The organism is Streptosporangium sp. NPDC050148 (assembly GCF_055586505.1).
This window is the reverse complement of sequence record NZ_JBVJIA010000010.1, coordinates 91,579-109,425: the sequence shown is the minus strand read 5'-3', so window position 1 is coordinate 109,425 and position 17,847 is coordinate 91,579. Positions and strand designations below refer to the sequence as shown.

Sequence of the window (17,847 nt, the reverse complement as noted above, 5' to 3'; positions counted from 1 at the left end):
TGTTCAGGTCCTCCGGTCGAAAACAAGGGTGAGGAAAAGCGGTACGAACAACAGGGACAGAACCAGGGTGCCGAACCGTGCGGCCCACGAGGACCAGAGTAGCCAGGCGATGACCTGGACGATCAGGAACAGCACCGCCGCGACGGCGTTCTGCGCCCGGCGGCGCCGGGCCATGATGCCGCCCTGGGACACGATTCTGACGGGTCTGCCGGGCAGCAGCGCGGTCACCCTGCCGACGCGCTCGCGCCGGCGCGCCAGCCTGGCCTCCCGCTCGGCGCGCAGGGCCTCCTGACGGGCCCGCTCCGCCTCCCGCTCGGCCCGCCGCCTGGCCCGCTCCCTGCTCATCGGAACCTCACCGGCGGCCTGCCGGAAACCCTGCCGGAAATCCTGCCGAGGAACGTCATCAGGAACTCACCCGACACTCCCCAGCCAGTTCGCGAGCAGCTGGGCCCCGGCGTCGCCCGACTTCTCCGGGTGGAACTGGGTGGCCGCCAGCGGCCCGTTCTCCACGGCCGCGACGAACGGCACGCCGTGCTCGGCCCAGGTGACCAGCGGGTCGTCGAAGCCCGGCCCGGGGTGCAGCTCCCAGGAACGTACGCCGTAGGAGTGCACGAAGTAGAAGCGCGTGGCCGCGTCGAGCCCGGCGAACAGCGTGGTCTCCGCCGGGGCCTTGACCGTGTTCCACCCCATGTGCGGCAGGACCGGCGCCTCCAGGCGCTCCACCGTGCCCGGCCACTCCCCGCAGCCCTCGGTCGTGACGCCGTGCTCGACGCCCGTCTCGAAGAGGATCTGCATGCCGACGCAGATGCCGAGCACCGGCCGCCCCGCCGACAGGCGCCGCGCGACGATCCGCTCGCCCCGCACGGCCCGCAGCCCGGCCATGCAGGCGGCGAACGCCCCCACCCCGGGGACGACGAGGCCGTCGGCCTCCATCGCCGTCTCGTAGTCGGCCGTGACCGTGACGTCCGCGCCGACCCGGGCCAGGGCCCGCTCCGCGGAGCGGAGATTGCCCGAGCCGTAGTCGAGAACCGTTACCTTCTTCACCACCACAGCACCGCCGCCGTCGTCGCCAGGACCGCCAGGACGCCGAGCAGCACCGCGCCCCGCCTCAGGCCCTGTTTGATGAATGAGATGATCCCGCCGACGAGGAAGAGGGCCACGAAGGCCATCGCGACCGCCGACCAGTTGTCACTCACGGCCGCGCCCTCCCCTGGGAACCGGTCACAGCACGCCCTTGGTACTGGGCACCCCGGTGGCGCGCGGGTCGCGCTCCGAGGCCGCCCGCAGCGCCCTGGCCAGCGCCTTGAACTGGGCCTCCACGATGTGGTGGGCGTTGCGCCCGTACGGGACGCGCACGTGCAGGCAGATCGCGGCCTGGGCGACGAACGACTCCAGGATGTGCCTGGTCATCGTCGTGTCGTACTCGGCGCCGATCATCGGCGCCATGCCCTCGGGCTCGGTGTGCACCAGGTACGGGCGGCCGGACAGGTCGACCGTGACCTCGGCGAGCGACTCGTCCAGCGGGCAGGACGCGTTGCCGAACCTCCGCAGGCCCGACTTGTCGCCCAGGGCCTCGCGGAACGCGGCGCCCAGCGCGAGCGAGGTGTCCTCGATCGTGTGGTGGGAGTCGATGTGCAGGTCGCCCTCGGTCTTCACGGTCAGGTCGAACAGGCCGTGCTTGCCGAGCTGGTTCAGCATGTGGTCGAAGAACCCGACACCGGTGGACACCTCGACGTTCCCGGTGCCGTCGAGATCGACCTCGACCAGCACCGAGGTCTCCTTGGTGACGCGCTCGACACGACCGCGACGGGGCGCGGCCGTGCCGCCGGCAGTGATGCTCACAGGATCTCCTCCAGGGCGGCGCGGAACGCCGCCATCTCCTCGGTCGTTCCGATCGAAACCCTAAGCCACCCCGGCGGACCCACCTCACGGATCAGCACCCCGCGGTCCAGCAGGCCCCGCCACACCGCGTGCCGGTCCTCGAAGAGCCCGAACAGCACGAAGTTGGCGTCCGAGTCGGCGACGGTCAGCCCCCGGCCGCGCAGCCACTCCACGACGGCGTCCCGCTCGGCCCGCAGCGTGTCGACCGCGCCCAGCAGCTCGGCGCGGTGGGCGAGCGCCACGAGCGCCGCCGTCTGGGTGAGCGTGGACAGGTGGTACGGCAACCGGACCAGCAGCAGGGCCTCGACGACCGCCGGGTGGGCGGCCAGGTAGCCCACCCGGGTACCGGCCATGGCGAACGCCTTGGACATGGTCCGCGTGACGATCAGCCGCGGGTTGTCCGGCAGCAGGGTCAGCGCCGACGGGGTGCCGGTGCGGGCGAACTCGAAGTAGGCCTCGTCCACCACCACGACGCCCGGAGCCGCCTCGACGATCCGGGCGATCACGGCCGGGTCCAGCGCGGTGCCGGTCGGGTTGTTGGGCGAGGTCAGGAAGACGACGTCGGGCCGGTGCTCCTCGATCGCGGCGACCGCCTTGCCGGGGTCGATCCCGAAGTCCTCCTCGCGCGAGGCGGAGATCCACTCGGTGGAGGCACCGGTGGTGATGATCGGGTGCATCGAGTAGGACGGCTCGAACCCCATCGCCGACCGGCCGTGGCCGCCGAAGGCCTGCAGGATCTGCTGGAGCACCTCGTTGGACCCGTTGGCGGCCCACACCTGCTCCACGCCCAGGCCGTGGCCCAGATATCCCGCCAGCTCCCGGCGCAGCTCCAGCGCGTCCCGGTCGGGGTAGCGGTTGAGCTCGCCCGTGACGCCCCGTACGGCCTCGGCCAGGTCGGCGACCAGGGACGCGGACGGCCCGTAGGGGTTCTCGTTGGTGTTGAGCCTGACCGGGACGTCGATCTGCGGGGCGCCGTAGGGCGTGCGTCCCCGCAGGTCGTCCCGGATCGGCAGGTCCTCCAGCCTCACGGGCGCGCCGGCCTCACCGGACGAAGGAGCCGTCACGACGGCACCTCCCCGTCGAACCGGGCGCGGATCGCCGCGCCGTGGGCGGGAAGGTCCTCGGTGTCGGCCAGCACGCACACGTGCGCGGCCGCCTCGGCCAGGGCCTCGCGGCTGTAGTCGACGACGTGCACGCCCCGCAGGAACGTCTGCACCGACAGCCCCGAGGAGTGACAGGCGCAGCCGCCGGTGGGCAGCACGTGGTTGGAACCGGCCATGTAGTCGCCCAGCGAGACCGGCGCGTACGAGCCGACGAAGATCGCCCCGGCGTTGCGCACCCGGGCGGCCAGCTCGGCCGCCCCCGCGGCCTGGATCTCCAGGTGCTCGGCGGCGTACGCGTCGACGACGCGCAGCCCGGCCTCCATGTCGTCGACCAGCAGGATGCCCGACTGCCGCCCGGCCAGCGCCTCGGTGATCCGCTCGGCGTGCTTGGTGGCGGCGACCTGGCGGGGCAGCTCCCGCTCGACGGCCTCGGCCAGCTCCTCGGAGTCGGTGACCAGGACGGCGGCGGCGATCGTGTCGTGCTCGGCCTGGCTGATCAGGTCGGCGGCCACGTGCACCGGGTCGGCCGTGGCGTCGGCCAGGATCGCGATCTCGGTCGGGCCGGCCTCGGAGTCGATGCCGATCCGCCCCTTGAGCAGGCGCTTGGCCGCGGCGACCCAGATGCTGCCCGGGCCGGTGACCATGGCGACCGGCCGGCACTCCTCGGTGCCGTAGGCGAACATCGCCACCGCCTGGGCGCCTCCGACCGCGTAGACCTCGTCCACGCCGAGCAGCGCGCACGCGGCCAGGATCGACGGGTGCGGCCACCCGCCGAACTCGCGCTGCGCGGGCGAGGAGACCGCCAGGGAGGTCACCCCGGCCTCCTGGGCCGGGACCACGTTCATGATCACGCTGGACGGGTAGACGGCCCGGCCGCCGGGGACGTACAGCCCCACCCGGTCGACGGGGATCCAGCGCTCGGTGACCGTGCCGCCCGGCACGACCTGGGTGGTGACGTCGGCGCGGACCTGGTCGCGGTGGACGAGGCGGGTGCGGCGGATCGACTCCTCCAGCGCGGCCCTGACCCTCGGGTCGAGTTTCGCCAGCGCCTCGGTGATCACCTCGGCGGGCACGCGGGTGGACTCCAGCTCGACACCCTCGAACCTGGCGGTCAGCTCGCGCAGCGCGGCGACCCCGCGATGGCGGACGTCCTCGCAGATGGGCCGCACCTTCTCCAGGGCGGCTTCGACGTCGAGGTCGGCACGGGGCAGCACGTCGCGGAGGTCCTCCGGGAGGGCCCCTCGCAGGTCGGTACGGGAAATCACCCGTTCAGTCTACGGAGGCGCGCCACCCGTTATCGTCACGTCCACCATGCGGACAGCGCCTTTACGATGTAGATTTCGTTCAGCCGCTACGCTCCCTGCGTGAGCAAGAACAGGAACAGGGGCGGCCAGGGAACGCCCGCGACGGTGGCCCTCACCCAGGCCGGGACCGATTTCACCCTGCACCCCTACGAGCACGACGCGAACGCCCAGGCCTACGGCGAGGAGGCCGCCGACGCGCTCGGGGTGCCGTACGAGCGGATCTTCAAGACGCTGGTGGCCGAGGTGGAGGGCGGCCTGGCCGTGGCGGTCGTGCCGGTGGCGGGCAAGCTCGACCTCAAGGCGTTCGCGGCGGCGCTGGGGAGCAAGCGGGCGGCGATGGCCGACGCGGCCAAGGTCGAGCGGGTCACCGGGTACGTGGTCGGCGGCATCAGCCCGCTGGGCCAGCGCAGGCTCCTGCCGACCGTGGTCGACGCCTCCGCCCTGGAGTTCGAGACGATCTACTTCTCCGCCGGGCGGCGCGGGCTGCAGATCGAGACCTCCCCCGCGGACCTGGTACGCCTGACCAAGGCCGTCACCGCCCCCATCGGCAGGACCGCGTGACCCCCCACCGAGCCCACCGGCCACCCGTCGGGACCACGAGACCGCTCTCCGGAACCACGTGACCGCCGGGCAGGGCCGCGCGACCACCCGCCAGGGCCGCGCGACCATCGGGCGGGAGGCACCCGACGCCCCCTGAGTCCCGAAGCGAGCAGGTCCCCCCGAGGAGGTCAGGTGACGTTTCCCCACCTCCCCGCCGCCCCCGCTGTCGAAGGTTGCCGACGCGCCCCACCTCGCCGATCGGCCAGACTCGTCCGCGACGTCGTATCCGATCGGGGGAAAGATGCACTACCTGACCGCTACCGAGATGCTCCGGCTGCTGCGGACCAGGCAGGTCAGCGCGGCCGAGCTGCTCGACGCGCACCTGCGGAGGATCGAGGAGGTCAACCCGGAGGTCAACGCGCTCGTCACGCTGGTCGCCGACCGCGCCAGGAAGGAGGCCGAGGAGGCCGACCGGGACCTGGCCCGCGGCCGGTGGCGGGGGCCGCTGCACGGGCTGCCGGTCGCGCACAAGGACCTGACCGACACCGCGGGGATCCGCACCACGTACGGCTCGCCGCTCTTCTCCGAGCACGTGCCCGGCACCGACGCGCCGATCGTGCGGCGGATGCGCGAGGCCGGGGCGATCACGGTGGGCAAGACCAACACCCCGGAGTTCGGCACCGGCTCGCACACGGTGAACGAGATCTTCGGCGCCACCCGCAACCCGTACGACCTCTCCAGGTCGGCCGGGGGCAGCAGCGGCGGGGCGGCGGCCGCGCTGGCGACCGGCATGGTGGCGCTGGCCGACGGCTCGGACATGGGCGGCTCGCTGCGCAACCCGGCCTCCTTCTGCAACGTGGCGGGGCTGCGGCCCACCCCCGGCAGGGTGCCCGCGCCGTCGGCCACTGCGGCCTGGTTCACCCTCGGCGTGCCGGGGCCGATGGCCCGTACCGCCGAGGACCTGGCGCTGCTGATGAGCGTGGTCGCCGGGTTCGACGCCGCCTCTCCGCTGTCGATCGCCGAGAGCGGCGCCGGGTTCGCCGAACCGCTGGACCTCGACCTGACCGGGGTGCGGGTGGCCTGGAGCCCGGACCTGGGCGGGCTGCCGATCGACGCCGAGACGGCCGAGGTCACCGCGGACGCCCCGGCCGTGCTCGCCGCGCTGGGCGCGCGGGTGGAGCGGGTGGACGTGGACCTGACGGACGCCGAGGACGCGTTCCGGATCTACCGGGCCTGGTACTACGCCCTGTCCTACGGCGACCTGCCGCAGGATGGCCTGGGGGACAACGTCCGCTGGAACGTCGAGCGGGGCCGCGAGGTGACCGGGGCCGACCTGGCCCGCGCCGAGCGGCTGCGCAGCGGGCTGTACCGCAGGATGAACGACTTCTTCGGCACCTACGACTTCCTGATCGCCCCGGTCAGCCAGGTGCCGCCGTTCCCGGTGGAGGCGCCCTACGTCTCGGAGATCAACGGCGAGAGGCTCCCGGACTACCTGGCCTGGATGCGCTCGGCGTACTGGATCAGCGTGCTGCACGCCCCGGCGGCGTCGGTGCCGTGCGGCTTCACCCCGGGCGGGCTTCCGGTGGGGGTGCAGATCGTCGGACGCCCCTTCGCCGACATGGCGGTGCTGAGGCTGGCCCACGCGTTCGAGCGGGCCACCGGCCACGGCGCACGCCGCCCGCCCCGCTGACCTCCCCGCCGTGCGCCCCCGCGGGCCCCGGCCGTGAAAGCCGGCCCGCGGGACCCGGCCGTGGACCCCGACCGCAGAACCCGGCCGACGGGACCCGGCCGACGGGCTCCGGCCGCAAACCCGGCCCTCGGGACCCGCCCGTGGAACCGGCCGCCGCCCTACCGGTCGCTGATGTCGTACGTCGACCGCGGCGCGTACGGGTCGTCCCCGCCGAACGGGCGGCGCAGCGGGGACTCGCGGTAGCCCGCGACGCCCTCCAGGGCGAAGAAGAGCCCGGCGGCCAGGGTCGGCCACGCGTACAGCACGCCCCTGGCGGTCAGCTCCAGCGGCCCGGCCACCACCGAGGCGGACACCCCGGAGGCGGCGACGCTCACCGCGCCCACGGTGACCGACCGGCCCACCAGCAGCGCCAGGTGCGCGCCGAGCAGCCCCCCGGCCGCCAGGCCGGCCACCACCGGCACCGGGCGGCCGTTGCGCGACACCGCGTACCCGACGGCCCCGCACACGAGCCCGAGCACGCCGGTGACGACGGCGAACCACCCGTCCGCGGCGATCAGCGCCTGGGTGGAGGGGTCGGCCAGCAGCGGTCCCTGCTTCGTCACGACGTACGGGGGGCGCGGCGCGGCCAGTGACCACAGCACCCCGGCGAGGACCCCGGCGGCGGCGATCACCAGCACGGTGATCACGAAGTCACGCACAGCGCGCACCATGGCTCCCTCACCCTCTGTGCTGATGTGCCCGATGTTACCCATCCGTCCGGCCGGTGCCACCCAAGGCCGTGATGCGAACCCCGTTACTCTGGCGGGGTGAACGAAGAGGCATGGCTGATCGAGCCCTCCGGACCGCTCCGCGGTGACGTCGAGGTACGCGGTTCCAAGAACGGCGTCTCCAAGCACATGGTCGCCGCGATGCTCGGTACCGGTGAGAGCACCATCCAGAACGCCCCCGACGTGGGCGAGGTCGGCATCACCGCGCAGATGCTCAGGGCCCTCGGCATCGACGTGGAGATCTCCGCAGGGGAGATCGGCGTCGCCCCGGGGCCGCAGATCAACCCGCACGTCCCGGCGGCGTTCACCGGCCTGAACCGGATTCCGATCCTCATGCTGGGCCCGCTGCTGCACCTGGCGGGCGAGGCGTTCGTGCCGCTGGTCGGCGGCGACCCGATCGGCCGCCGCCCGGTCGACTTCCACGTCGAGGCGCTGCGCGCGATGGGCGCCGAGGTCGAGGTGAGCGACACCGGCGTGTACGCCAAGGCCAAGCGGCTGCGCGGCACCCGGATCGAGCTGCCCTACCCCAGCGTCGGCGCCACCGAGACGATCCTGATGTCGGCGGTGCTGGCCGAGGGCAAGACCGTGCTCAAGGGCGCGGCCATGGAGCCCGAGGTGGTGGAGCTGGCCCTGTTCCTGCAGCGGATGGGCGCCCGCATCGAGCTGAGCCCGGACCGGCGCATCGTGATCGAGGGCGTGGAGCGGCTGCACGGCGCCTCCACCTGGCTCAACGGCGACCGCATCGAGGCGTTCTCCTACCTGGCGGCCGGCCTGATCACCGGCGGGCAGGTGCGGGTGCACGGCTGCCCGCAGGACCGGCTGGTCACCGCGATCACCACGCTGGCCCGGATGGGCGCCGAGGTCGACATCACCGACGACTACCTGTCGGCGTCGGCCCCGCGCGGGCTGCGGGCGGCGGCGGTGCAGACCGACACGCACCCGGGGTTCATGACCGACTGGCAGACGCCCCTGATGGTGCTGTTCACCCAGGCCCAGGGCATGTCGGTGCTGCACGAGACGGTGTTCGAGAACCGCCTGGTCTACGTGCCCGCGCTGCAGAGGATGGGCTGCGAGATCGAGGTGTTCGACGTGTGCCTGGGCGGCCCGGCCTGCCGCTACCACGACACCAACGCCAAGCACTCGGCGGTGGTGCGCGGCGTGTCCAAGCTGAGCGGCGCCGACGTGACGCTGCCCGACATCCGCGCCGGGTTCTCCGCGGTGCTGGCCGCCGCGGCGGCCGAGGGGACGTCCACGCTGCGCGGGGTGCACCACATCGAGCGGGGGTACCACCGGCCGTTCGAGCAGTTCGCCTCGCTCGGGCTGAAGATCCGTCGAGAGAAGGTGCAGAACGGGTAAGGATCGGGTGATCGGCGTTTGCGGCTGATCACCGGGTCGCACGTTACTATGCGTGACATCCCGCTCGGAGCCGAGACGTGACCTCGCCGCCTGCCTGCGCGCCCTGGCGGCCTGCGGGGTGCTGGGCGGGCTGCTGGCCGCGCTGGCCGCGCTACCGCTGGTCGGCACGGCCGGGATCACCGTCAACCGGGTCAGCCGCACCCTGACCGACCTGCCGGACGGCCCCCGGGAGAACCCGCTCCCCCAGCGCACCGTGCTGCTGGACAGGAACGGCAAGCGGTTCGCCCAGTTCTACACGGAGAACCGGACGGTGGTGCCGCTGGAGCGGATCGCCCCCGTCATGCGGGACGCGATCGTGGCGATCGAGGACTCGCGCTTCTACGAGCACGCGGGCCTGGACGTCAAGGGCACCCTGCGCGCCCTGGTGACCAACACCAGGGCGGGCGGGGTGCGCCAGGGCGGGTCCTCGCTCACCCAGCAGCTCGTGAAGAACATCCTGGTGGAGAACTCCGAGAGCGAGAGCGAACGCGCCCAGGCCCGCGCGCCCAGCATCCAGCGCAAGATCACCGAGCTGCGGTACGCGCTGGCCATGGAGCGCCGCTACACCAAGGCCGAGATCCTGGAGCGCTACCTCAACATCGCCTACTTCGGCGCGGGCGCCTTCGGGGTGGAGGCCGCCGCGCAGCGGTTCTTCTCGGTCCCGGCCTCCCGGCTGACCCTGCCGCAGGCCGCGACGCTGGCCGGCGCGGTCCGCACGCCGTACGCGACCGACCCGTCGCTGGACGCCCGGCGCCGGGAGCGGCTGCGCGAGCGCCGCGACCTGGTCCTGGAGCGGATGGCCCAGCTGTCCTACGTCCCCCGCGCCCAGGCCGAGGCCGCGATGAGGAAGCCGCTGGCCATCCGGCTGCGCCCCGAACCCGGCGGCTGCAACGGCAGCGACCACCCCTACTTCTGCCTGTACGTGCACCGGGAGCTGCTGACCAACCCGGCCTTCGGCCACACCCGCGCCGAGCGGGAGCGCCGCCTGGCCAGGGGCGGCATCGTGCTGCGCACCACCCTGGCGCCCAAGGCCCAGCTCGCCGCCGAGCGCGCCGTCTCCGCACGGGTCCGCGCCCGCGACACCGAGGTGGCGGCCGAGGCCATGGTCGAGCCGGGCACCGGCCGGATCCGGGCCATGGCCGCGAGCAAGCGCTACGGCCGCAACGCCGGCGACGACGGCCGCAGCTCCTACGGCCCCCGTACCACCTACAACCTGCCCGCCGACACCGCGCACGGCGGCGGGCAGGGCTTCCAGGCGGGATCGACGTTCAAGGTGTTCACGCTGGCGACCGCGCTGGCCAAGGGGTGGCGGTTCGACCAGGGGTTCATGACGCCCGGCAGCTTCGTGCCCGCGAGGGGTTTCACCGACTGCGCCGGCAACAGGGTCAACGACCCGCGCGCGAAGATCTTCAACGCGAGCGGAGAGGGCAAGGGCGGCCCGCAGAGCCTGTCCACCGGCACGTGGAAGTCGGTGAACGTCTTCTACATGATGCTGGAGCAGAGGGTGGGCCTGTGCCCGGTGGTGCGGACCGCCCGCGCGCTGGGGATCGTCCGCGCCGACGGCGCCCCGCTGCGGGAGGTGCCGACCTTCACCCTGGGGGTGAACGAGATGGACCCGGTGACCGTGGCCGCCTCGTTCGCCGCGTTCGGCGCGCGGGGCCGCTACTGCCGTCCGATGGCGATCGTCGAGATCGTCGAGCGGGACGGCGAGAGCCTGCGCGTCCCGCCCAGCTGCGCGCAGGCGATCGAGAAGGACGTGGCCGACGCCGTCAACCACCTGCTGTCCGGGGTGTTCACCAAGGGCACCATGACCGGCCAGGGCATCGGCCGCCCGGCCGCGGGCAAGACCGGCACCAACAACGGCTACACCTCGGCCTGGTTCGCGGGCTACACCCCGGACCTGGCCGCGGCGGTCAGCGTGGGCGACATCCGCGGCTCCTACCGCTACCCGCTGCGGGACGTGGAGATCGGCGGCGAGTACTACGGCTCGGTCCAGGGCGCCTCGCTGCCGGGACCGATCTGGGTGGCGTCGATGGCGGCGGCGCTGGAGGGGACCTCCGAGACGCCGTTCCACCGTCCCGACATGGGCCGCTTCGGCGGCGGGTTCACCCCCGGCATGGCCGAGGCCCTGGCCGCCGAGCGCGAGGCCGGGCGGGACGGCGGGCGCCGGCCGGTCCACCGCGGTCACCGCCCCCGGGGCGGCACGGACGCCTACGGCCACCGCGGGTACCGGGAGCCCCGCGGGTACCGGTACCCGCGGGCGTACCGGGAACCGCGCGGGTACGGGCGCGGCGGGACGGACGCCCGCCGCGCGGAGCGCGCCCCGGCGTGGTGGCGCTACCGCGACCGCGACCGCTGAGCCACCGGTGGCCCGGTGCCCGGCCGGGCGCCGGGCCACCGGGTGACCGAGCGGCCGGACACTCGAACGGGAACCGGGCCACCGGGCCGTCGGCCGATCGGTGCTCGACCGGTCGGCCGACGGGCGGTCAGCGCTTGACCAGGACCTGCTGGGTCGGCAGCAGCGGCGGCCATCCGGAGCGGCGCGCGGTCGTCGCGGCCGGGCCGCAGAGCGCCTCGTCGAGGTGCCGTGCCATGGCCATGTCGATGGCGTGCGGCACCGGGTAGCCGTTCTCACCGATCCGCTGGTACTTCATGAGGTTGAAGCCGTAGGAGACCTGGCGGCGGCCGTCCGGGCTGGACATCGAGATCGTCCCCATGCCGAACACGCTCCCGTCGTGCCCCCAGAACCGGCCGCAGGGGATGTCCTGGGCGTAGATCCCCAGGCCGTAGTGCATCGCGACGCCGCCCTGGCCGTCGGGGACCGGCACCGTCGTCCGCATCTGGTCGAGCTGGGCCTCCTTCAGCAGCCCGCCGCCGAGCAGGACCCGGTAGAAGCGGTTGATGTCCTCCATCGTGGAGACGATCGCGCCCGCGGTGGTCGCCCACGACATGTCGTAGACGCTGTAGTCGCGCGGCGGGTCGATGTAGCCGTACAGCGCCTCGTACGCCTTGGAGTGCGGGCCGGGGACGAAGGGGGTGCGCGGGAAGGAGGTGTCGCGCAGTCCGGCCCTGCGGATCACCTCGCGGGTGATGTACCGCTCGGCGTCGGTGCCGGTCACCTTCTCCAGCAGCAGCCCGGCGATCACGTAGTTGGTGTTGGAGTACGACCAGTTCTGCCCGGGCTCGCCCGTGCGCGGCGCCTCCAGCCCCAGCCGCACCAGCTCCTCGGGGGCGATCCTGCGGAACCGGTGGTCGTCGAGGCTCTGCGGGGAGGCCTTGACGAGCGAGGGGAAGGCGCCCGCGACGTAGTCGCCGATGCCGCTGGTGTGGTTGAGCAGCATCCGTACCGTGACCGTGCCGGCCAGGTCCTGGGGCAGCAGGCCGGGCAGGTACCGCGCGACCGGGGCGTCCAGCTCGACGTGGCCGCGCTCCACCTGCTGGAGGATCGCCACCGCGGTGAACGTCTTGGTGATGCTGCCCACCCGGTGCAGCATCCGCGGGTGCACGGGCCGCCGGGTCCGCACGTCGGCGACACCGGCCGCGCCGGTCCACCGCTCGCCGCCGTTCCGCACCGCGGAGTAGGAGCCGTACATCCCGGCCTCGTGGATCGCCCGGATGGTGGTGCGCAGTGCCTCACGGTCGAGGGCCGCCCGCCCGGACTCGCCGGCCGGCGTGGTCGGCGTGGTCGGCGTGGCCGCCGGGGCGGGTTCGGACCCGGCCGACGCGGCGGGTGCCGGGGGTTCGGGGGCGGCCAGCGCGGGGGACGCTGCGGCGCAGGTGAGCAGTACCGCGCTCAGCCCGAGTCCGGCGACGGTCCGTCCGCGGTGAGGGAGTCCCGCGAAGGTCATCGACTGTCATCTCCTCTGGTTCCGGAAAGAACGACAGGATGATCATCTCAACTCCGCGGGCGACCTTCCTCCTCTTTCCGGATGAGATTCATCGATTCGAAACGAATGTCCCCTTCACCGGCACCGGGCATGGCTCGCCCCTCCTCCCGGGGAACGCTCCCTTCTTCCCGGACGCCCCTTCTCGGGGAAGGCCCCGCTCTTCCCGGACGCCCCTTCCCGGGGAACGCCCCGCTCTTCCCGGACGCCCCGTTTCTCGTCCGTACCGGATGACCCCCCCGCGCGGGCCGGCCCGTGCCGGTGCCAGGGACGGGCCCGTCAGGCTCCCAGGCAGGCGGGGCCGAGGAGCTGCTTCAGGTCGCCCATCAGGGCCGGGGACGGCGAGACACGCAGGCGGTCGTCCAGGCGCATGACGGTGGTCCTGGGACCGTTGTGGACCTGCAGGTGGACCTCGGTGGTGCCGGGGTGAGCGGTCAGGACCTCCTTGAGGCGCCCGACCACCGGCGGGGTGCACCGGGCCAGGGCGAGGCTGACCGACAGCGGCCCCCCGGCCTCGCGGGTCAGGTCCGGGGCCGTCACCTCCATGGCGATGATCTTCCCGACGTCCTCGCGCTTGTCCAGGCGTCCCTTGACGAAGACGATGGCGTCCTCGGCGAGGATCGTCGCGCAGAGCTGGTACGCCGACGGGAAGATCATCACCTCGATGGAGCCCTCCAGGTCCTCCAGCTGGGTCAGCACCCAGGTGTCGCCCTTCTTGGTGACCTTGCGCTGGAGCCCGCTCAGGATGCCGCCGACGGTGACGATCTGGCCGTCCGGGCGGTGCTCGTCCTGGAGCGAGGCGATCGAGCAGTCGGCGCCGGAGGCGAGGATGTGCTCCACGCCGAAGAGGGGGTGGTCGGAGACGTACAGGCCGAGCATCTCCCGCTCGAACTGCAGCAGGGTGTTCTTGTCCCACTCCCCCGCGGGGATCTGCACGTCGAAGGTCTGGTCCTCGGCGCCCTCGATGGCGCCGAACAGGGAGTCCTGCCCCTGGGCCTCGTTCTTCTTGATGCCGATGATGCCGTCGACGGCCTGCTCGTGGACCATCACCAGACCCTTGCGCACGTGCCCGAACGAGTCGAAGGCCCCGGCCTTGACCAGCGACTCGATGACCCGCTTGTTGCAGACCACCATGGGCACCTTGCGCAGGAAGTCCTTGAAATCGGCGAAGCGGCCCTTGTCCTTGCGCGCGGAGATGATCCCCTCGACCACGTTGCCGCCGACGTTGCGGATGGCCGACAGCCCGAAGCGGATGTCGGTGCCGCGCGGGGTGAAGTCGAAGTCGGAGTCGTTGACGTCCGGCGGGAGCACCTTGATGCCCATCCGGCGGCACTCGTTGAGGTAGAGGGCGGACTTGTCCTTGTCGTCCTTGACCGAGCTCAGCAGCCCGGCCATGTACTCGGCCGGGTAGTTGGCCTTGAGGTAGGCCGTCCAGTAGGAGACCAGGCCGTAGGCGGCGCTGTGCGCCTTGTTGAAGGCGTAGTCGGAGAACGGCAGGAGGATGTCCCAGAGCGTCTTGATCGCGGCCGCGGAGTAGCCGTTGTCCTTCATGCCCTGTTCGAACGACTCGAACTGCTTGTCCAGCTCGGACTTCTTCTTCTTGCCCATCGCGCGGCGCAGCAGGTCGGCCTTGCCGAGCGAGAACCCGGCGACCTTCTGCGCGATGGCCATGACCTGCTCCTGGTACACGATCAGGCCGTGGGTGGTGCCGAGGATCTCCTGCAGCGACTCCTCGAACTCGGGGTGGATCGGGACGATCTCCTGCAGCCCGTTCTTGCGCAGCGCGTAGTTGGTGTGGGAGTTGGCGCCCATCGGGCCGGGACGGTAGAGCGCGCCGACGGCGGAGATGTCCTCGAAGTTGTCGGGCTTCATCAGCCGCAGCAGCGACCGCATGCCGCCGCCGTCCAGCTGGAACACGCCCAGGGTGTCGCCCCGGCCGAGCAGCTCGTAGGTCTTGCGGTCGTCCAGCGGCAGCTTGAGCAGGTCGATGACCTCGCCGGTGTTGGCCTCGATCATCTTCAGGCAGTCGTCGATGATCGTGAGGTTGCGCAGGCCCAGGAAGTCCATCTTCAGCAGGCCGAGCGTCTCGCAGGTCGGGTAGTCGAACTGCGTGATGATCACACCGTCGGAGTCGCGGCGCATGATCGGGATGTAGTCGGTCAGCACCTCCGCCGACATGATCACCCCGGCGGCGTGCACACCGGTCTGCCGGATCAGGCCCTCCAGGCCCCGGCCCAGGTCCATCGCCGACTTGACGTCGACGTCCTCCTCGTACAGCTTGCGCAGCTCACCGGCCTCGTTGTAGCGCGGGTGCTCGGGGTCGAAGATGCCCGACAGCGGGATGTCCTTGCCCATCACCGCGGGCGGGAACGCCTTGGAGACCTTGTCGCCCAGCGCGTACGGGTGGCCGAGGACGCGGGCCGCGTCCTTGATGGCCGCCTTCGCCTTGATGGTGCCGAAGGTGGCGATCATGGCGACCTTGTCGGCGCCGTACTTCTCCGTCACGTAGCGGATCACGTCGCCGCGCCGGCGCTCGTCGAAGTCGATGTCGACGTCGGGCATGGAGACGCGGTCGGGGTTGAGGAACCGCTCGAAGATCAGGCCGTGCGGCAGCGGGTCGAGGTCGGTGATGCCCAGCGCGTACGCGGCCAGCGAGCCCGCGGCCGAGCCTCGGCCGGGACCCACCCGGATGCCGTTGTTCTTGGCCCACATGATGAAGTCGGCCACCACGAGGAAGTAGGAGGGGAACCCCATCTGCAGGATGACGTTCATCTCGAACTCGATCTGGGCGCGGTGCTCCTCGTCGATCCCCTCGGGGAAGCGCCGCTCCATGCCCCGCCAGATCTCCTTGCGGAACCAGCTCTCCTCGGTCTCCCCCTCGGGCAGCGGGAAGGTGGGCATCAGGTTCTTGAAGCCGAACATGCCGCTCGGGTCGACCTTCTCGGCGACCAGCAGGGTGTTGCGGCAGCCCTCGGCCCACAGGTCGGAGGAGTCGACGGCCCGCATCTCGTCGGCGTTCTTGATGTAGTAGCCGCTGCCGTCGAAGCGGAAGCGGTCGGGGTCGGAGAGCTGCTTGCCGGTCTGGATGCACAGCAGCGCGTCGTGCGAGGTGGCGTCCGACTCGTAGGTGTAGTGGGAGTCGTTGGTGACCAGCGGCGGGATGTTCAGCTCGCGGGAGATGCGGGTCAGGCCGTCACGGACCCGGCGCTCGATCTCCAGCCCGTGGTCCATGATCTCCAGGTAGTAGTTCTCCCTGCCGAACAGCTCCTGGAACCTGGCCGCCGCCGCCAGCGCCTCGTCGTACTGGCCCAGCCGCAGGCGGGTCTGCACCTCACCGGACGGGCAGCCGGTGGTGGCCATCAGCCCCTCGGCGTGCTCGGCCAGGATCTCGGCGTCCATCCGGGCCCACTTGCGGACGAAGCCCTCGGTGTAGGCGCGCGAGGAGAGCTTCATCAGGTTGCCCAGACCCTTGGCGTTCTTCGCCCAGATGGTCATGTGGGTGTAGTAGCCGCCCGCCGAGACGTCGTCGCGCTTCTGGTGCGGCTCCCCCCACAGGACCGGCTTCTTCTGGTGGCGGGAGGCGGGGGCGACGTAGGCCTCGATGCCGATGATCGGCTTGATCCCGGCCCCGGTCGCCTGCCTGTAGAAGTCGTAGGCCCCGTGCATGTTGCCGTGGTCGGTGATCGCGATGGCCGGCATGCCCAGATCGCCGACCTGCTTGAACATCTGCTTCAGCCGGGCGGCGCCGTCCAGCATGGAGTACTCCGTGTGAACGTGCAGATGCACGAACGAGTCTGACATGCGGCTTCGTCCTCCCCTGGTCCCACCGTCGGCGGGGCAAGAGTACCCAAACAAGGGAGGCCGGAGGGACTCCTGCGCCTCGCGTCGCCGGTCTCGCGACCATGATTCTTCCGCGTCCGGGGCCGGTGTCCCGGATGACCGGATCGGCCCGGACGCGCCGGGATCCACCGGGGCCCCGGGTCAGTTCGGGGGCGGCGGGCGGCGCTCCTCTGCGAGGTGCAGACCCGCCTCGATGACCGCGTTCATGATGGGGGCGAGCCGGGTCTCCCCCAGGGTGGGGGCCCGGCGCGCCATCTCGGCGACCAGGCGGCGCTCGCGGTCGGCGTCGCGACCGGCGAAGCCGCCGACCGGCTTGAGGCGCTGGATGGTCACGGCCAGCTCGGCGCGGCGCTCCAGCAGGACGGCCAGGGCCGCGTCCACCCGGTCGATGGCCTCCCGGGCGGCGGGGACCGAGGCCGGGGCCTCCTGGCGGGTGACCGCGCCGATGATCCTCGCGGCCTCCCGTACGGCCAGCGCGTCCCGCTCGGCGGAGCCGGGGGGCAGGAGCAGGCCGTCGGCGCCCGCCGCCACCGCCGCCGCGGCCAGCGCGGGCCCGTCCCCGTGAACGGCCCCGTCCTCACGACCGGCCCCGTCCCGGTGACCGGTCGCGGCACGAGCACCCCCGCCGCCTCCGGAACCGGCCCCCGGACCGCTCCCGGAACCGGCTTCGGGAACGGCCGGGAGACCGGCGCCCGTTCCCAGGTGAGCGCCGAGGTCGGCCAGGACGGGACGGCCCGACAGCTCGCGGGCGGCGCGCATCAGGGCCAGGTCGAGGACGAGGCCGCCCCGGGCGGTGCCGTCGCCGCTCTCGCAGAGCAGCACCCGGTCGTTGCCCTCCGCCACGCAGTCCTCGGCCGCCGCCAGCCACTCCCGCAGCGTCGCCGAGGGCGCGCGCCGCAGGATCACCGGCAGGCCGAGCCGGGCGACGGCCCGTACCAGGGCGGGGTCCCGCATCCAGGCCGCACCGGCCACCGCGCCGTCGGCGCTCTTCGCGATCACCGGCAGGTCCGCCGCGCAGGACGGCTCCACCAGGACCGGTCCCGGCCACCGGGCGCGGGCCGCGGCCACCGCCTCCGCGGCGGACAGACCGGCGCGGTGGCCGCGCAGGCTGATCCAGCGGGCGTCCGCGCCCGGCCCGCCGATCACCACGGCCGGTCCGGCCCCGATCGTGAGCGCGCCGAGCCCCACCGGCACGCGTTCCCTGTGTACGGTCGACGACATGAGGCTCTCCCATGCTCGGCCGGCACGCGTCCCGCGAGCCGGCGGCCGTTCGTAAGAGACGTTCGGAAACAGAAAAAGGCAGAGACTTCACGTCTCCGCCTCGGGGCCGGCTCCGGCTGGTCGTCAGATCACGCTGTCACGACCGGCTCTCCGGAGCCGGCTCGATAAACGCGAAACAACAGGTCATATGCACAATCTTAGGTCATCCCCCCGGCGCACGCC

General features: G+C 72.4%; 14 protein-coding genes. 4 read left to right on the top strand and 10 right to left on the bottom strand.

The window, feature by feature from the left end; translation table 11 throughout:
- Positions 1-3: 3 nt before the first annotated feature.
- The 6 genes from ACZ6RT_RS13830 to hisD form a co-directional block, all read right to left on the bottom strand.
- Positions 4-345 (bottom strand): hypothetical protein, encoded by a 342-nt coding sequence (locus ACZ6RT_RS13830; RefSeq protein ID WP_399192123.1) that lies wholly within the window; start codon positions 343-345, stop codon positions 4-6.
- 66 nt (positions 346-411) lie between these two features.
- Positions 412-1,047 (bottom strand): imidazole glycerol phosphate synthase subunit HisH, encoded by a 636-nt coding sequence (gene hisH, locus ACZ6RT_RS13825; protein ID WP_399192125.1) that lies wholly within the window; start codon positions 1,045-1,047, stop codon positions 412-414.
- Complete coding sequence (locus ACZ6RT_RS13820) at positions 1,041-1,196, bottom strand: hypothetical protein (protein WP_344904689.1); 156 nt, start codon at positions 1,194-1,196, stop codon at positions 1,041-1,043. The genes hisH and ACZ6RT_RS13820 overlap by 7 nt, the downstream gene beginning before the upstream one ends.
- A gap of 25 nt (positions 1,197-1,221) precedes the next feature.
- Positions 1,222-1,842 carry an imidazoleglycerol-phosphate dehydratase HisB gene (gene hisB / locus ACZ6RT_RS13815; RefSeq protein ID WP_470153694.1) on the bottom strand — a complete coding sequence of 207 codons (621 nt, stop codon included), beginning with the start codon at positions 1,840-1,842 and terminating at the stop codon, positions 1,222-1,224.
- Complete coding sequence (locus ACZ6RT_RS13810; protein WP_399192285.1) at positions 1,839-2,909, bottom strand: histidinol-phosphate transaminase; 1,071 nt, start codon at positions 2,907-2,909, stop codon at positions 1,839-1,841. The genes hisB and ACZ6RT_RS13810 overlap by 4 nt, the downstream gene beginning before the upstream one ends.
- A 32-nt stretch (positions 2,910-2,941) precedes the next feature.
- Positions 2,942-4,249 (bottom strand): histidinol dehydrogenase, encoded by a 1,308-nt coding sequence (hisD, locus tag ACZ6RT_RS13805; RefSeq protein WP_399192127.1) that lies wholly within the window; start codon positions 4,247-4,249, stop codon positions 2,942-2,944.
- Positions 4,250-4,348: 99 nt separating this feature from the next.
- Here hisD and ybaK point away from each other — a divergent pair, with 99 nt between their 5' ends.
- Both ybaK and ACZ6RT_RS13795 read left to right on the top strand, forming a co-directional pair.
- Positions 4,349-4,849, top strand: coding sequence for a Cys-tRNA(Pro) deacylase (ybaK, locus tag ACZ6RT_RS13800; protein ID WP_470153692.1), 501 nt, complete (start codon positions 4,349-4,351; stop codon positions 4,847-4,849).
- A gap of 280 nt (positions 4,850-5,129) precedes the next feature.
- A complete protein-coding gene (locus tag ACZ6RT_RS13795) occupies positions 5,130-6,518 on the top strand; it encodes an amidase (RefSeq protein WP_470153690.1) in 1,389 nt (462 codons plus the stop codon).
- 158 nt (positions 6,519-6,676) lie between these two features.
- Here the strand turns inward: ACZ6RT_RS13795 and ACZ6RT_RS13790 are convergent, their stop codons facing one another.
- Positions 6,677-7,228 carry a hypothetical protein gene (locus ACZ6RT_RS13790; RefSeq protein WP_399192130.1) on the bottom strand — a complete coding sequence of 184 codons (552 nt, stop codon included), beginning with the start codon at positions 7,226-7,228 and terminating at the stop codon, positions 6,677-6,679.
- A 96-nt stretch (positions 7,229-7,324) separates the two neighbouring features.
- Here ACZ6RT_RS13790 and murA point away from each other — a divergent pair, with 96 nt between their 5' ends.
- Both murA and ACZ6RT_RS13780 read left to right on the top strand, forming a co-directional pair.
- Positions 7,325-8,641: a UDP-N-acetylglucosamine 1-carboxyvinyltransferase gene (murA, locus tag ACZ6RT_RS13785; protein WP_344904674.1), complete on the top strand. Its 1,317-nt coding sequence runs from the start codon at positions 7,325-7,327 to the stop codon at positions 8,639-8,641.
- A gap of 52 nt (positions 8,642-8,693) precedes the next feature.
- Complete coding sequence (locus ACZ6RT_RS13780; protein ID WP_470153688.1) at positions 8,694-11,039, top strand: transglycosylase domain-containing protein; 2,346 nt, start codon at positions 8,694-8,696, stop codon at positions 11,037-11,039.
- Positions 11,040-11,166: 127 nt separating this feature from the next.
- On the opposite strand, the gene ACZ6RT_RS13775 is transcribed toward ACZ6RT_RS13780, so the two are convergent.
- The 3 genes from ACZ6RT_RS13775 to ACZ6RT_RS13765 form a co-directional block, all read right to left on the bottom strand.
- Complete coding sequence (locus ACZ6RT_RS13775; RefSeq protein ID WP_470153686.1) at positions 11,167-12,528, bottom strand: serine hydrolase domain-containing protein; 1,362 nt, start codon at positions 12,526-12,528, stop codon at positions 11,167-11,169.
- A 315-nt stretch (positions 12,529-12,843) separates the two neighbouring features.
- Positions 12,844-16,365: a DNA polymerase III subunit alpha gene (gene dnaE / locus ACZ6RT_RS13770; protein ID WP_470153685.1), complete on the bottom strand. Its 3,522-nt coding sequence runs from the start codon at positions 16,363-16,365 to the stop codon at positions 12,844-12,846.
- A gap of 180 nt (positions 16,366-16,545) precedes the next feature.
- A complete protein-coding gene (locus ACZ6RT_RS13765; protein ID WP_470153683.1) occupies positions 16,546-17,625 on the bottom strand; it encodes a chorismate mutase in 1,080 nt (359 codons plus the stop codon).
- Between the last annotated feature and the right edge of the window lie 222 nt (positions 17,626-17,847).